Annotated in this window: 13 protein-coding genes; 4 read left to right on the forward strand and 9 right to left on the reverse strand. The window is 48.1% G+C overall.

Annotated elements, in window-relative coordinates:
* Positions 1–5: 5 nt before the first annotated feature.
* The 4 genes from P2G85_RS19170 to speA all read right to left on the reverse strand — a co-directional run bounded on the left by P2G85_RS19170 (position 6) and on the right by speA (position 6,698).
* Positions 6–2,171 carry a S9 family peptidase gene (locus P2G85_RS19170; protein ID WP_275865674.1) on the reverse strand — a complete coding sequence of 722 codons (2,166 nt, stop codon included), beginning with the start codon at positions 2,169–2,171 and terminating at the stop codon, positions 6–8.
* Between the two features lie 247 nt (positions 2,172–2,418).
* Positions 2,419–3,624, reverse strand: a complete 1,206-nt coding sequence (emrD, locus tag P2G85_RS19175) for a multidrug efflux MFS transporter EmrD (RefSeq protein ID WP_275865675.1) — start codon at positions 3,622–3,624, stop codon at positions 2,419–2,421.
* 241 nt (positions 3,625–3,865) lie between these two features.
* Entirely contained in the window at positions 3,866–4,786 is a 921-nt protein-coding gene (gene speB / locus P2G85_RS19180; RefSeq protein ID WP_275865676.1) for an agmatinase, read from the reverse strand.
* 1 nt (position 4,787) lies between these two features.
* A complete protein-coding gene (gene speA, locus P2G85_RS19185; protein WP_275865677.1) occupies positions 4,788–6,698 on the reverse strand; it encodes a biosynthetic arginine decarboxylase in 1,911 nt (636 codons plus the stop codon).
* 326 nt (positions 6,699–7,024) lie between these two features.
* Here speA and P2G85_RS19190 point away from each other — a divergent pair, with 326 nt between their 5' ends.
* Positions 7,025–7,747: an MBL fold metallo-hydrolase gene (locus P2G85_RS19190; protein WP_275865686.1), complete on the forward strand. Its 723-nt coding sequence runs from the start codon at positions 7,025–7,027 to the stop codon at positions 7,745–7,747.
* 83 nt (positions 7,748–7,830) lie between these two features.
* Here the strand turns inward: P2G85_RS19190 and P2G85_RS19195 are convergent, their stop codons facing one another.
* The 4 genes from P2G85_RS19195 to P2G85_RS19210 all read right to left on the reverse strand — a co-directional run bounded on the left by P2G85_RS19195 (position 7,831) and on the right by P2G85_RS19210 (position 12,044).
* On the reverse strand, positions 7,831–8,259 hold the full coding sequence (locus P2G85_RS19195; protein ID WP_275865678.1) for a RimK/LysX family protein: 429 nt from the start codon (positions 8,257–8,259) through the stop codon (positions 7,831–7,833).
* A 57-nt stretch (positions 8,260–8,316) separates the two neighbouring features.
* Positions 8,317–9,222, reverse strand: coding sequence for a 30S ribosomal protein S6--L-glutamate ligase (rimK, locus tag P2G85_RS19200; protein WP_275865679.1), 906 nt, complete (start codon positions 9,220–9,222; stop codon positions 8,317–8,319).
* Positions 9,223–9,588: 366 nt separating this feature from the next.
* On the reverse strand, positions 9,589–10,482 hold the full coding sequence (locus P2G85_RS19205) for a LysR family transcriptional regulator (protein ID WP_275865680.1): 894 nt from the start codon (positions 10,480–10,482) through the stop codon (positions 9,589–9,591).
* A gap of 674 nt (positions 10,483–11,156) precedes the next feature.
* Positions 11,157–12,044, reverse strand: coding sequence for a LysR family transcriptional regulator (locus P2G85_RS19210; protein ID WP_275865681.1), 888 nt, complete (start codon positions 12,042–12,044; stop codon positions 11,157–11,159).
* Between the two features lie 97 nt (positions 12,045–12,141).
* Between P2G85_RS19210 and P2G85_RS19215 the strand changes: the two genes are divergently transcribed.
* The 3 genes from P2G85_RS19215 to P2G85_RS19225 are packed head-to-tail and all read left to right on the forward strand — an operon-like array spanning position 12,142 to position 13,409.
* Positions 12,142–12,747, forward strand: a complete 606-nt coding sequence (locus P2G85_RS19215; RefSeq protein ID WP_275865682.1) for a M20/M25/M40 family metallo-hydrolase — start codon at positions 12,142–12,144, stop codon at positions 12,745–12,747.
* The gene (locus tag P2G85_RS19220) at positions 12,744–13,199 is read left to right on the forward strand and encodes a peptidase dimerization domain-containing protein (protein WP_275865683.1); all 456 of its coding nucleotides are present in this window, start codon (positions 12,744–12,746) and stop codon (positions 13,197–13,199) included. Before P2G85_RS19215 ends, P2G85_RS19220 begins: the two co-directional genes overlap by 4 nt.
* Before the next feature lie 21 nt (positions 13,200–13,220).
* Positions 13,221–13,409, forward strand: coding sequence for a hypothetical protein (locus tag P2G85_RS19225; protein WP_275865684.1), 189 nt, complete (start codon positions 13,221–13,223; stop codon positions 13,407–13,409).
* A 550-nt stretch (positions 13,410–13,959) separates the two neighbouring features.
* On the opposite strand, the gene P2G85_RS19230 is transcribed toward P2G85_RS19225, so the two are convergent.
* On the reverse strand, positions 13,960–14,631 hold the full coding sequence (locus tag P2G85_RS19230; protein WP_275865685.1) for a hypothetical protein: 672 nt from the start codon (positions 14,629–14,631) through the stop codon (positions 13,960–13,962).
* Positions 14,632–15,585: the final 954 nt, after the last annotated feature.

Raw genomic sequence — 15,585 nt, forward strand, 5'->3', positions numbered from 1 at the left:
AAACGCTACTGTTTATCGAGTAAATCAAGGAAGAAAGCGTACTCCAGCGCATCGTCTTTAATGCGTTTAAAGCGGCCGGAAGCGCCGCCATGGCCTGCCTCCATATCCGTTTTGAATACCAGTACGTTATGGTCGGTTTTCATTTCACGTAACTTAGCGACCCATTTCATCGGTTCGAAATACTGGACCTGTGAGTCGTGCAGTCCGGTGGTAACCAGCATATTTGGGTATGCCTGTGCTTTTACGTTGTCGTAAGGCGAATAACCCAACATATAGTCGTAGTAGGTTTTGTCATTCGGGTTACCCCACTCATCGTATTCGTTGGTGGTGAGGGGGATGGACTCATCCAGCATGGTGGTGACGACATCAACAAAAGGGACATGCGCGGCAATACCTCGATACAGTTCAGGGGCCTGGTTAACGATCGCCCCCATCAACAGCCCGCCGGCAGAACCGCCCACCGCGAAGACTTTATCTTTCGCGCCATAACCTTGCTCGACCAGGCCTTTGGTGACATCAATAAAGTCGTTGAAGGTATTTTGCTTGGTGAGCTTTTTACCGTCTTCATACCAGGGGCGGCCCAGCATTTCGGAACCTCGGATGTGCGCGATGGCGAAGACAAAGCCGCGATCCAGCAGGCTCAGACGGGCAGCCCCGAACGTAGGTTCAATGGTTGAGCCATATGAGCCGTAACCGTACTGGTAAAGTGGGTTACTACCGTCTTTGTTAAACTTGTCTTTCCGATAGACCAGGGAAACCGGAACTTGTTTGCCATCCCGGGCGGTGATCATGAGTCTCTCTGACTGGTAGTTAGTGGCGTCAAAGTCACCCAGAACCGGCGTTTGTTTCATGATCTGCGCGGCACCGGATTTAAGGTCGAAATCGTAGTAGGTACCGGGAGTGGTTAAACTGCTGTAATAGATGCGGACTTTGCCGTTGTCCAGCTCATAGTTGCCGGTCAGGTAGGCTGCAAAGGCTTGATCATTGAACTGCAGAGGGAACTCTTTTCCGCTGGATAGCTCGCGCACGGTGACGGTCGCTAAGCCGTTGTGACGCCGTTCGTACACCAGATGATCATCGAACAGAGAAAAATCGACCAGTTGGGTGTCATTGTCTGCCGCGATCACATCTTGCCATTGGCTGCGGTCATGGATGCTATTCTTGTGGACCTTCATCAGGCGGAAGTTTACCGCCTGATAGTTGGTGTAGACATAATACCAGTCCCCCAGCTTGGCAATGCTGTACTCAATCCCCGTTTCACGCGGATAAAACGCTTTAGCTGTGGCGTTAGGATCATTGGCATCAATCAGTGAGACCCCGCTGGTTTCGGTACTGGAATGCCAGATATAAACCTGCTCGCCATCTTTACTCTTACTCAGGAAGGTGTAGTAGGCACTGTCGGTCTCTTCATAAATCAGGGTATCGCGGCTTTGCGGCGTACCGAGGATATGGCGGTAAACCTGGTAACCAAGCAGCGTCTGGGGATCTTTCTTAATGTAGTAAAACGCCTGGTTGTCATTTTGCCAGGCGATGGCACTGGATGCCCCTTCAATCTGATCCGTCAGGTATTCGCCGCTGGAGAGATCTTTGATACGGATGGAGTAAATGCGGCGGCTGAGTGTATCCTCCCCATAAGCAAGCAAGTTTTCATTCGGGCTGACATACAGCCCGCCAATATTGAAGAACTCATGGCCCTCGGCAAGCTGATTGACGTCAACAAGCACCTGTTTATCGGTTCCGGCAAAGTCTTTTGCCCGCACATGGACTTCATATTCGTTGTCACCGCTCATCTCTTGGGAGTAAAAGTAGTTGCCTTTGCGTACCGGTACTGAATTGTCATCTTTGGCAATCCGGCCTTTGATTTCATCAAACAACTGTTGCTGCAGGTTTTCGGTGTGCTTAAGTACCGTTTCGGCGTATTGGTTTTCGAGCGCCAGGTGCTGCAACACTTCACTGTCGGTGCGTTTGTCATCACGCATCCAGTAGTAATTGTCGACGCGGGTGTCATCGTGTTCGGTCATAGCATGGGGAATTTGTTTGGCGACCGGGGCCTGGGTTTGTTGAGCCATACGCTGAGATTGTGAGTATTGAGCCATGGTTTGGGGTCCTTGATAGCTGCATCCGGCAGCCAGAGCGACGGAAACGGCCAATGTGGTTAGGGTGAAACGCATCTGTATATCCTTTATGTGTCACTTTCGAGCGGTATTCAACATCCTTTGGTCTTATTGGTATGACGCGTGAGAATCCTTTCGGCGTACTTGCTAAGTGCTTTATTGGATGATGAGCTGGAAAGTGATTGTGTAAGCAGCGGTTATTATTAGCAAATATTTCCGGTGATGTTAAATAAATATACTCAGTGGCAGGATGGAATGCGAGATATGAGGTAGGGGGCATATTACGCGTATGCCCCGGCAAGGTTTAGATAGTTAAAGGTAGCTGGTTAGAGTGATCGTGGCGGCGATTAATCTGGTGCAAGCCAAGCATCGCTAACAGTGACATCGCCAACATCAGGCAGCCCAGTGGCATCTGGTTCTGCGCCGGAAACATTGCCGCCAGTAAGGTGACTATTCCTGCACCCAGGTTTTGCATTCCGCCTAAGATGGCGCCACCGGTTCCGGCGTGATAGGGAAGCGGAGCCAGTGCACCGGTGGTTGCGGCTGGAAACAGCACACCGGCACCTAAAAAGTATAGAGTCGCCCCGCCAACCAGGGTCAGCGCGGTCGTCAGACCAAACAGGCCGGGAACCAGTACAATAGCAGAGCCTGTTATGATCGCTACCAAGCCGATGTTCAGCGCCCGGCGCTCAGAGCGGCGCTTGGCGATATAGCTCGACAGCCCTGCACCCAGCAGATAACCCGGAATAGGTAATACGAACAATAAGCTTACGCTAGTAGCAGACAGGCCAAGTACTCCGCCAAGTAACACGCCTGCAGCAGCTTCAAACACGGCAACGCCGGCAAAAGTGGCCACCAGGCAAAGCAGGTACCCCTGGAAACGTTTGTCTGACAATACGTAGTGGTAGCTTTTGAGCACTGGCTCATGCTTACGTTTTTCAGCTGGCAGAGTTTCTGTCATGCTGGTCATGATAGTGATCATTACTGCGATACCGAACAGAGCTAAAAACAGGTAACTGGATCGCCACCCTACAACCTCAGTCAAATAGCCACCTAATACCGGCGCAATCAGAGGCGAAAAGATCACACACATGCTGATCAAGCTGTTGGCACGATGCAGTTGCTCCCCCTCAAAACAGTCGCGGGTCAGGGTACGGGACATTGCGCCGCCACAGCCAATTCCCAGGCCCTGAATAAAGCTGCCGGCCAGAAACCATTCGTATTGCTGGGCAAACAGCGCGACTAAGGTACCGATGATGTAGACAACTAAGCCAGTGATGATGACTGGCTTGCGCCCCAGGCGATCAGACAGGGTACCGTAGACGAACTGTGACAGACCGTAGGGGATCAGGTAACACGCCATCACGGCTTGCAGTGAAGATGCCGATACCAGAAACTCGCCCGCCATGTGTCCAATTGAAGGGACGTACATGGTTTGTGTCATTTGACCGACAGCGGTCAAAATTGCAATTAAAAAGGTAAGTTTCACTAATGGAAACGAAGCGGTCATTTTCGTTGCTCTCCAAAAAATCCAGACAAATAACCCCTTGGCTAATCGTAAGATAAGCCAATAAAAATATAGTATTAGGGGTATTTAAGGCTAGATGTTAGAGTTTGCTTACTGATTTGGCAATCACAAAGTGTGAACTTGAGCAAGATAAAAATCTATGGTTTGGATTAGAAAAACTAATCATTTTGTGGGGGGTTTAAAATTAGAGAAGGGAGCCGAAGCTCCCTTTGAAATGTATGTTTTAGCTGCGATCTGAAGCGTAGGCGTAAAGTAGCTCCAGTGCGATGGTTGCACCGGCCAGCGCAGTGACATCGCTGTGGTCGTATGGAGGGGAGACTTCCACTACGTCCATGCCTACGATGTTCATGCCAGCAAAACCACGGATGATTTTCAGCACCTTGTCGGAGTTTAAACCGCCACACACCGGCGTTCCGGTGCCCGGCGCAAAAGCAGGATCCAGGCAGTCAATATCAAAAGTGACATACACAGGGAGCTCCCCAACGGTACGGCGAATCTCCGCCAGAATCTCTTCCACCGGCATGTCATTGGCCTTCATCGCATCGATCACATTGAAGCCGTGATCTTGTGGGTTATATTCGGTACGAATACCGATTTGCACCGAGTTCTTTGCCGAAATCAGGCCTTCTTTGGGCGCATGATAAAACATCGTACCGTGGTCGTATGAGCTGCCATTGGCGTAAGTATCGGTATGCGCATCAAAGTGGATCAGGGCCATTTGGCCGTGGTGTTTGGCGTAGGCACGTAAGATCGGCAGGGTGATGAAGTGATCACCGCCTAATCCCAGCATGGTTTTACCACTTTGCAGGATTTCACGGGTTGCCGCTTCCAGGCGGGCAGTGAAATCTTGCGCATCACCACAATCGAACACCAGATCACCCGCGTCGATTACTTTCAGTTTATCCAATACATTGAAGTCCCAGGGGAACTTCTTGCCTTCCCAGGCCAGGTTGACTGAGGCACGGCGAATGGCGTCAGGCCCCATGCGTGCGCCGGGGCGACCTGACGTTGCCATGTCGAGAGGAACCCCGAGCACCACAACGTCTGCGTCCGCCGATACTGGGTTTCTAATGTATGGCAGACGTAAAAACGACATAGCGTTGGAGTAAAGCGAATAATCGGTTTTCGTAAACAAATCATTCATATCAGAAGTCCTCTAAATAGGTGTATCCAGCCAAACCTTGTTCCAGTTCTGCCAGGATCTGTGCTTGTTCATTGGTTTCAACACGCTCGGAAACCAATAGTTTGTAATTGTCACGAATTGCATCAATGTCGATATGCACGTAGCGCATCATGTCTTCTACGCTATCCCCTTCGTTGATGTAGCTGATCTCTAACTGACCTTCGTTACCCACGTTGACCACCGCACTGTGGGTGTCTCCAAACAGGTTGTGCATGTCACCAAGGATCTCTTGGTATGCGCCTACCAGGAAGAAGCCCATCAGGTACGGTTTGTCTTTGCTCCATGCCGGTACAGGTAGGGTACTCTCAATACCCTGGCCATCAACATAATGGTCAATCGCACCATCGGAGTCACAAGTGATATCCAACATCACGGCACGGCGTTCTTCTGCGTCACCAAGCCCAGAAAGTGGCAGAACCGGGAACACCTGATCAATTCCCCAAGCATCTGGCAGAGATTGGAAAAGCGAAAAATTCACAAAGAACTTATCAGCCAGCCGCTCGCTCAACTCGTCCAGAATGGGCCGGTGGAAGCGGTTCTTGGTGCTCATCTTACGACTTAACTCGAAGTAGATGCGTAGCGACAACTGCTCTGCCCACGCACGCTGTTCGAGGTTCAGCACGCCAGTTGAGAACTGCGAGTGTACCTCTGCCAAATCACTTTGGGTATCGTTATAGATCTCAATCAGTGCACGTGCATCGCTACCATCTTGTAAGTTCTGCCAGTTTCGCCACATGTTCTGCAGCAGGAATGGTGCATTACCTGCTGGTTCGAATACTGGCTCTGGTTGGTAAGTTTCTGTACCAATTACGTTAGAGATCAACACCGCGTGGTGTGCCGTTAATGAACGGCCAGACTCAGAAATGATCACTGGCATTGGCTGTGCGTACTGCTGACATACATCGCCCACGGTGTTCACGATATTACGCGCGTATTCTGCCAGGCCGTAGTTCATCGAGTTGGAAGACTGGCTGCGTGTACCGTCGTAGTCCACCGCCAGACCACCACCGACATCGAAATAATTGATGTTTGCCCCCATTGCACGTAGTTCACAGTAGAAGCGTGCTGATTCATTTACACCGTTACGAACGTCGCGGATGTTTGCCATCTGTGAGCCGAGGTGGAAGTGAACCAATTGCATGGTCCCAAGTTGGTCTTGGCGTTTTAAACGCTCGATCACGCTCAATACTTGCGATGCCGACAGGCCGAATTTCGATTTGTCACCACCACTGGCTTGCCATTTCCCCGCGCCTTGAGAAGCCAGGCGGATACGTAAGCCAAGACGGGGCTGTACACCCAGGCTTTTGGCTTCTTCAAGTACCAGATCAAGCTCAGATAGCTTCTCCAGTACGATAAATACATTATGGCCGAGCTTTTCACCGATCAGTGCGAGACGCACGTATTCACGGTCTTTGTAGCCATTACACACGATCACGGAGCTGCCTTGCTGAGCCAGAGCCAGTACCGCCAACAGTTCTGGTTTGCTGCCCGCTTCAAGGCCGAGTTGTTTGGTTTCTAGCTGCGTTTGGCTTGCTAAGATTTCATCAACTACTTCACGCTGCTGGTTCACTTTGATGGGGTATACCAGCAGGTATTTATTTGGATATTGGTATTCTTCAATGGCTTGGTTGAACGCATGGCAAATACCATGTACACGTTGGTGCACGATCTGCGGAAAGCGGACTAACACCGGCAGATTCAATTGCTTTGCTTCTAGCGCATTGACAATGGCACTGAAGGGGACTTGGTGGGCGTGGTCACTACGTGGAGAGGCGTACACTTCGCCCTGATCATTAATCCCGTAGAAGCCTTGGCTCCAGTAGTGAACGTTGTAGTCCGCGCGAATGCGGTCCAATTTGGTTGCTTTTTCCAACTCGATTCTCACAAAAATGTATTTAAGCCCTATTGGAAACAGAGGGAAAATACAATAAAAGCAAATCATGAGGTGCAAACCTCATACCCTGACGCGAACTGCGTGCGCGCGCATTAACGGACAAAAGCCAACCGGAGTCTAATGAATAAAAATTATGCTTTCGACAAGCGTTTGTTGTTTAAACATGGTGTAAATAATTATTTAACAAAATGTCGAATTTATTGTTATATTTGGTCTGACCAGTAAGCATGTTGTCACATGCACAACTATTCAACCAACAAGGGTATGTTTTGCAGCTGCACAGAATTAAGGGGTACATTCAAACCATGTATCTGGCAGAGTATCCAGATAAACTGATGCTGCTGGATGGCGCCAGCCGCGCAGATATTCCCCACCTCAAAGACTTTATTGAGCATCAATTGCATCGGCCTTTCACTGATCTCAAGCTGGTGGTAGTCACCCATATGCATCCGGATCATGCCGGTGCAGCGCATAAGCTGCGTAAATTAACCGGCTGCCAGTTGCTGGCCGCAAAGCGGGATCATGACTGGTATGCTGGCATTGATGGCTGGCTGATGCATTTGACCGATCTGGTGCTGGCGCGCTGGATGGCCAACCGGATGGGAAAGCCTAAGTCTAATTTGTGGTACCCGCGCAAACTCAATGCAGATATTGAGCTGCAGGATGGTGATGTCATTCCGGGGTTTGAAGATTGGCAGATACTTGAAACCCCGGGACATACTGACCGGGATATATCGGTATATCACGAGCAGCAATGCATTTTGTATGTTGCCGACCTGATGGTAGAAGTGAAAAACAGACTGATTGCGCCATTTCCTGTTTTCCATCCCAATCAGTACCGTCAATCGTTAACCAGAGTGTATGCGCTGCAAGCTAAATGCCTGCTGGCTGCCCATGGTGGAGAGGTCAATTTTGATCGCCAGGCCTATCAGCATATAGTGGATACGGCTCCTACACGCCCGAGTACTCACTGGCGGGTAACCAAGATCAAAGTAAAGGGGTTGTGGCGCGCAGTTCTGCGCCGTTAAACACCGGTCGTTTTGGCAGGTAATCAGCAGTAAATCGGAGATCCAGATGAGCGATGTTGACATCGGCTCATCTGAGTTTGGGGTTAGGATGCCAGAAGATGTGATTGGCTGGGATCAACAATCACTTTGTCTGCCATGCCCTGACGTCCAAGCAGCATCATGTAAGTCATCTGTTCACGGTTACTTAAAGTAATGTCGATTGGCCATTGCTGAGCGCCCATGCGCAGCAAAGTCGTGATCACGCAACGGTGTTCGAATGTACCGTTGGAGGATTTGACCTTGCGGTTCGCTTTCAGCGGTGTGCGGCAATGCACCACTTTTTCTAAATGGTACACATCCGGGTGAAGGTAAAATTCCACATACGATTGGCCATCTTCTTCGAGACACACCAGATTATCGACGTGCAAAGAAGAGGTTTGCGCACCGGTATCGATGCGCGCTTCTAAGTTCGAAATCCCCAGTTCCGGTAAGCTTATTGCTTCGGCGTTGCCAATGAGCATTTTAGGTTTCATCGTCATGTTCCAGGCGTAGAGTTCTATCCAAAGGTTAGCCGTTAAGCTCCAACACTATCAGCCTTTACCGCGAGTGCGGTTGGCGTTCGGTTTGGCATTGCGTTCAATAAAGTCGTAAATCATTCCGGCGACATCTTTTTCGGTAGCGGTTTCAATCCCCTCCAGGCCGGGAGATGAGTTGACTTCCATGACGACCGGACCATTTTTCGATTGCAGAATATCGACGCCACACAGGTTTAACCCCATTGCTTTCGCTGCGTTAACAGCGGTCGCGCGCTCTTGTTTACTCAGGCGAACCAGCTGAGCAGAGCCGCCGCGATGCAGGTTTGAGCGGAATTCCCCTTCTTTTGCCTGGCGCTTCATTGCCGCAATCACTTTGTTGCCGACCACGAAACAGCGAATATCGGCGCCTTTGGCTTCTTCAATGAACTCTTGCACCATGATATTGGCTTTCAAGCCCATGAACGCTTCAATCACGCTTTCGGCCGCTTTATGGGTTTCTGCCAATACCACGCCAATGCCTTGGGTGCCTTCGAGCAATTTGATCACCACCGGAGCGCCACCGACATTTTTGATCACATCATGGATATTATCCGGGTGGTGAGCGAAACCGGTGCGCGGTAAGCCGATCCCTTTACGGGATAAAAGCTGCAACGAGCGTAGCTTGTCGCGTGAACGACTGATGGCAACCGATTCATTGACACAAAAGGTGCCCATCATTTCAAACTGGCGCACCACTGCAGTCCCGTAGAAGGTGATCGAGGCACCGATGCGAGGGATCACCGCGTCGTACTGTGGCAACTCTTCTCCCCGGTAACGAATTATTGGGTTGTTACTCGTAATGTCCATGTAGCAGTGCAGTGTGTCGATAACATCGACCTGATGCCCCCGAGCTTCACCTACCTGCTTTAATCGCATGGTGGAGTAGAGATTCTCATTACGAGAGAGAATAGCAATACGCATGGTCATTCCTTAGTCAGTCAGTGCCCATAAAAAGTAAAAATATAGAGTAAAGAAAGCCGGTTTAATTGAGATGACATAACCGATTTCTTCAACGGGTTAGAGTTGTGATTGAACAATCACACTGTTAGCGGTGCGCACAGTAATTTTTTTCTGGGTAAGATGAAAACGAAAAAAAACAGTCGTAACCACAAAAACATTCTATTGAGCAGGACTCCGAGATAAGCGGGTGAGCTGATGATCGTGATAGTGGTGTAGAGATAGCCTGCTAGAGAAAAAACTAAGCGGCGTGAACCTTCAGCGTTTATGCATGGTAACTGAGAATGAGTTTTGCGGTTTGCGTTGCTAAAGTTAAGGATTCTTCAATCGTTAGCCGTGACCGAGGGTTTGGATCAGCCGCTCTCTTATCGTGGTGTAGCGTTTAGGCAATGATCGGTTGCGTTGATGAACCAGATACAACTCTTCATAGACCGCTTGGCTGAGCGGTACGATATAAAGTTGCTCGCGCAGGGGAAAGGTTTCGACCGCGCTCTGCGGTAAAACGGTCCAGCCAAGCCCTTTACTGACCGGCAGCAGGATTTGACTGAGTTGGTTCACAAAGCCGGAAAGCGGTAAATCACGCACTTTAAGCTCTTTGAGGCGGGGTTCGTTACATTGCTCAAACAACAGCGTCATGTAATGCTCCGCATCAGGGTGGCCAATGACCCCACAAGTTTTAAGTACTTCCGGGGTTAACGGTATATCTTGATAACCAGCCGGCAGGATCAGGCACAGCGCCTCCTGGCCAATGTGCTCACTGTGGAACTGGCTTTTGCTCGGCGCGTCGGTCACGATGCCCAGATCGATTTTGCCCTGGCTAATACCGTTTAAGATAGATTGATTCGGCGCGGCTTCCAGTTGGATGACCAACTGGCGGTGTTGTTGCTGGAGTTCCAGTAGTGGGGTGTAGAGCCGTAAAGCCAGTGACCCGGAGCAGGCCAGTTTGCCTGTACCTAAAAACGGATCGTCGGAGTTCAGCTCTTCGAGCAATTGCGCTTCTTGTTCTTCCCACTCGATGGCATAGGCATAGAGCATTCGGCCCTGTTCAGTCAGCTCAAAGCGTTTGTTCTCACGCCGGAATAATTCATGCCCACACGCTTGTTCTAGTTTCTTGATATGTTGGCTGACGCCCGGTTGCGTCATATGCAGTTTATCCGCAGTTTGGGTGAAATGGCCGACTTCAACCAGAGTTCTGAAGGTGTGCAACCAGATGGGATTGAGCATCGCTGGGTAAATTGTTGAAGGAATAATGGAGATAATAGCATGCGCTAACCGCAATCGACATCAGACGCGGAGCATTCTTGCTGGCAAGAAGCGCGGATAAAAGAAAACCCCGCCTGGTTGCCCAGACGGGGTTTATTCTTTTGCGCAGCAATCCGGCTGCTAAATAGGTGCTCCCTGCATCTATCCTTGATTGTGGTTAAATCCGTTAACCGAGTTCCCTGTTCATCGCCTTCCTAGCGGTGTCCATCCTTGCCTGTCATCCTGACGGGCGAACTCTATCCTAGAGCTTCACTTCCTTGCTGATAACTCATCCTAAGCTACCAAATCTTCTTCCTGAAGATACCCAATCCTTTAGGCTTTTTCCTGTTCCCGCCAACATCCTGTCGACGAAGTTAGTATTGCCTGTTTATTTGTCGCTCACAATCGACAGATAAAAATCTTTTTTCCATGCTGGTGTTAGTTTTGATATTTAGTGTTTATTATTCAGTTGGTTAAGTGTTTTTTGCGCTTTGCGCTCAAGCGAGGTAAGTCGATAGGCTTACATATCTTGTAAGAGATCTCGCACATCGTTACGGGTTGAAGTCGTAGCTTGTCACTTTTCTATTCAGGTTACGCTAGCCAGCGAGATCACAAGTTGTGTTGATGGTATGGTCTTAAAGCTGGTTGTTGCGCAACTACAGGTAGTGGCTAAATGTTGTTTTTAAGATGTTCAACAATTCATTCATCTCTTCTATTTTGTCATGCTCAAGAGGAAAGAAAAGGCAGACACCTTTCAGATAAGGATTAAGTGTCTCTTTAATCTTAATTTTGGCTAATTCCCCGCTATCAACGTAAGGGGAAGCAAAGTCATCACTGAGTAATCCCCAACCTCGTTGCTTGAGTATTTCAATAAGAACCTGCTGATTATCAATCGTGTGGCAGGAATATGAAATCCGGAAGTTACCAATACCATCCGTGCTGGTATCTTTGGTCATATACTGTTCGGCCAGACGTAATTCGTTCGACGAAACAGCTCCCTGTCTTACCAGTTCCGAACCGGGGGCAGCATAGGCACTGATTGGCAATGCCCCCAGATAGAGAAAATCGACTTCAGATGAGGTCATCGTTTTGTCTTCAGTGGCCAGTATTGCCAGTTGGCATTCGCCGGTCGTGATTGCACGGTAGGATTCATGACGCGTCAGGTTTACCCAGTTAAATTTAAGATATGGGTATGCGGTGATCATTTTTATGTGTAATTCGGAAATGAGCGTGGGCGAGATCATGCTGTCGTGGCTGATTGTGACTTCACTCAGCGTTTGAGCATGAAGCTGATGGGCGGTTTGTGTCAGGTCGTTTGCTTGTTTACTGAAAAACTGGGCACGTGGAAACAGAAGCTTGGCCTCTTTGGTCGGAAGCACTTTTTTCCCCGAAACCACAAACAGTGTCGTATTGATGTCGGTTTCAAGACCAATAATGACATCACGGATGGTGCTGCGCTGTTTGCCGAGCTGACGAGCGGCAGCACTGTATGAACCTTGGGTATAAACACTCACAAAACACTGAATTTGTTCAATTGATAGCATAGCGGAAAGCCTGACAATGTAGGATTTGAACCTACATTGTGTATTTTTGCTGTTTTTGTTTCAAGGTTAGTATCACCGTGACTAATAGGAGAATCCCATGAAATTAAAACGTTCGCTGTTGCTTGTTGCCAGCATATTCAGTGCTTCTGCTTTGGCCAGCCAGGTTGATCCTCTGGTACTGAAGAAGATGGAAAAAATCATTGATGCCGACACCCCTCGCATTCAGGAAATCTTCAAAGATATTCATGCCAATCCTGAACTTGGGTTTATGGAGTTCCGCACCGCAGGTATTGTTGCCGAAGAACTCAAAGCGTTAGGCTTTAAAGTGACCACTGAGGTTGGCATTACAGGCGTCGTCGGAGTAATGGAAAATGGCGATGGGCCGACCTTTATGTTCCGCGCGGATATGGATGCAAACGCAGTTGAAGAAAATACCGGCGTGCCATGGGAAAGCAAGGTGCGAGTAACCAACTTAGACGGCATCGAAACACCGGTTGCTCACATGTGTGGCCACGATGCCCATACCACATGGCTGCTCTCGTTGGCAAAAACAATGACCGAGCTGAAAGATCACTGGAATGGTACGTTAGTGTTGGTTGCCCAGCCCGCTGAAGAGCCTATCGAAGGTGCCAACAAAATGATTGAGGATGGTTTGTACACGACTGTGGGTGTGCCAATACCGGATCTGAGCATATTGACGTGACTTTCCATGGTATTGGTGGCCATGGCTCAAACCCGCAGGACACCATTGATCCGGTGATCATGGCGGCACAAGCGGTTACTCAGTTGCAAACCGTGGTTTCTCGCCATATTGACCCACAAAAAGTCGGCATTCTTACCATTGGGGCGATTAACGCGGGTGTGGATAATAACGTCATCTCAACCGAATCCACCATTAAGCTAAAGCTGCACTTCTCGGATGAAAACGTACATAAAGATATGGTTGAACGTATTACGTCTATCGTAAATGGTGTCGCGACCGCGCAGGGTGTGAGTGAAGAAAATCTGCCAACCATTCGCCACAAAGGCTTTACTCCGGCTGTCGTGAATACCCCGGAGTTCGTCACCCATATTCGTGCAGAGCTAGAAAGTGCCGAATTTGTACATACCCAGCTTGGCAACATGCCGTTGGCGGGTTCTGATGATGTCGCTTAGCTTGGCTATGGGCTAGAGGATGTGCAGTTTGCCTACCAGTTCATTGGAATCGCCAATCAGGCCGAGTTTAAACAAGCGCGTGCGGAAGGTAAGATGTTACCGTTCTACGCACACGAGCCAAACTTCAAAGTCGATTTGGATGCAATTCCTTTCGGCGGGAAAGTGGCAACTCAGGTAGCGCTATCGGTGCTTGGTAAACAAACCAACTGATACCAAAGCGATAATCGCGTTCTTGATGAAAAATAGTATGACACCCTGCACATCAAAGCAGGGCGTCATAGTTATAATCATGTGGTCAGGTACTATCAAACAGGCTCCCGCAGCAAATATCCTAATGGGCGAACACTTTCCTAAAGTTTAACATCCTTGCTGATTACTCATTTTGAGCGAGCAAATCTTGTTTGCGAAGATACCCAATCCTTTAGGCTTTCCGCCAACATCCTGTCGACGAAGTTAGTATTACCTGTTTGTTCTCCGCCAACAATCGCCGGACAAAAAAGTTTCACAATGCGGTATTGTGGTTAAACTTTGCAAATTATTCAGTAGCTTAAGTTGTTTTCGTGCTTTGAGTTCAAGTGAGAGAAGTCGATAAGTTTACATTTCCAGTAAGAGATCTTGCCTAATTTATTAGGCAGATATTGTAATTGAGTGCTGCAGGTTAAGAACAAGTTTATGCGCGAACTCACAGGGTAGGGTATTTGCTAATTATACCGCAATGAAATCTGTCCGTGCTTGGCGAGTTGTGGCCGAACTGTACCGCTTACTTGTGGTACTCCATAATCTCACGCGGTTCGATGCGTACGTTTGGGTTAATACTGTCAATGTCGGCACATTCTTGATCCGGTTTCAATTCATAGTTAATGCCATTGGGGGTCAGATTTTCGGGCGTTAACTCTAGGTCCCCTAGTGTTTTCAGTTTTGCTGATGTATCTTGGATTAAGGTATCCATCAGTTCCAATGACTTTGGATTCAAAGCATGGTTTTCTTCTGCTTCTAGTTGAAAGAGTGTTAATTGGTTTAAAAAGTTATTAACGATGTCATGAACGGTTCTCATAGTGGCCCGCAAAACTATGACACGTTCTGCTTGCAGTTCAAGGTTGTGTTTGTGTCTGGTTATCTTTCCATGTTCAACAACTTTTGGTAGCCATTGCCGGATCCCAAGAGCTAACATCAGGAATCCTAAAGCATAGCCAACGACTTTCTCTAAAAAAGCCTGGGCCTCAGTATCACCAATGATGACAAAACGGTTCAGAGCGGTGAAGTTATCCGTGATGTCAATCAGCGTTCCAAAAAAGATTAAAGCAAACCCAGTCAGGATGTTACGCCAGCCACTTATATTGCTTAACTCATTGACATGCTGGGTTTTGAGAAGTGAGAAGACTATTCCACCAGCCATTATTGCTCGGAATACTTCGATGAAGATATCAGTCATTGCCGCAGCTTCTTTGTTTAGTCTTATAATGGTTTAATATAGTTCACATTGTTCTTTTTTTCACCGATAGAGCGCTTGAATAGCGTGGACGTATTTAGTGCAGGCTTAATTTGTTAGGTATTCGCCAGATCAGGATTGCATGAGGTTCATTGATTAACAGCCGGTTTTTGGTAATGAATAGCATCTGTGTTGTGCAAATATGTCAGTAGTGACATAGTAAGTTGTAACAATCGGTGTAGAAAAGACAGTTGGAGTTATGTCGGTAAAAGGACCACTTGAGATTATTTAGTATTTGGCTAAAAAATCGCTTCACGGCCTGTTTGGCGTCTTTTGAAAGTTATATGACAGGTCACCAAGGGAACTTGATTGCCATTTTTCTGTCATATAGTTCAGGTAATTTTTGATTATCAACAGCAAAAATTGGCTTTGATGTTCAAAAACGGAATGCAACAGGCATTTTATTGTCATTATGTTGTGAATTTCATCACGGTTAATTCTCGCATTCCCCGATAGATTACTGAGGACAGTAAATCGAAAACAATAAGCTCACGATGAGCAGTACTTAAATAAGAAGGAGATTACTATGAAAAAAATGAGACGAGCTCAGCTGCATCGTGTCCGTATCCAATACTGGAAAGACACTAAAGATTCAGCCAAAAAATCATAGTTAACCCCCAATACCCTATAGAGCTGGCAGTCGTTATCACAACGTTTCCTCACATCTCGCCAGCTCAAAACTTCCGCTTTTTTTTAACACATCCTTCGTGCTAACAGGTTCCCGTCCGGGGAAGATCATCCATTGTGAACGGTATAAAAAAAGCCAGCCTGAAGGCTTAATGCCGATCAGTTAAGCCAAAAATGATCGGTTGAACGATCCTCTGAGGATGTCAAAATCCGAGTGTATTCAGTGCACTCGGATTTTTTTATGTTCTTAAGACAAGCCCTAAACAACGT

Origin of the sequence: Vibrio sp. CAU 1672 (genome assembly GCF_029223195.1) — a bacterium.
GTDB lineage: Bacteria > Pseudomonadota > Gammaproteobacteria > Enterobacterales > Vibrionaceae > Vibrio.

Bases quoted from the DNA above. Each gene is read 5' to 3' on its own strand.
- P2G85_RS19210 (WP_275865681.1), bottom strand. From the start codon at position 12,044: ATGCTATCAATTGAACAAATTCAGTGTTTTGTGAGTGTTTATACCCAA.
- P2G85_RS19205 (WP_275865680.1), bottom strand. From the start codon at position 10,482: ATGCTCAATCCCATCTGGTTGCACACCTTCAGAACTCTGGTTGAAGTC.
- rimK (WP_275865679.1), bottom strand. From the start codon at position 9,222: ATGCGTATTGCTATTCTCTCTCGTAATGAGAATCTCTACTCCACCATG.
- P2G85_RS19195 (WP_275865678.1), bottom strand. From the start codon at position 8,259: ATGAAACCTAAAATGCTCATTGGCAACGCCGAAGCAATAAGCTTACCG.
- P2G85_RS19230 (WP_275865685.1), bottom strand. From the start codon at position 14,631: ATGACTGATATCTTCATCGAAGTATTCCGAGCAATAATGGCTGGTGGA.
- emrD (WP_275865675.1), bottom strand. From the start codon at position 3,624: ATGACCGCTTCGTTTCCATTAGTGAAACTTACCTTTTTAATTGCAATT.
- P2G85_RS19170 (WP_275865674.1), bottom strand. From the start codon at position 2,171: ATGCGTTTCACCCTAACCACATTGGCCGTTTCCGTCGCTCTGGCTGCC.
- P2G85_RS19215 (WP_275865682.1), top strand. From the start codon at position 12,142: ATGAAATTAAAACGTTCGCTGTTGCTTGTTGCCAGCATATTCAGTGCT.
- P2G85_RS19190 (WP_275865686.1), top strand. From the start codon at position 7,025: ATGTATCTGGCAGAGTATCCAGATAAACTGATGCTGCTGGATGGCGCC.
- speB (WP_275865676.1), bottom strand. From the start codon at position 4,786: ATGAATGATTTGTTTACGAAAACCGATTATTCGCTTTACTCCAACGCT.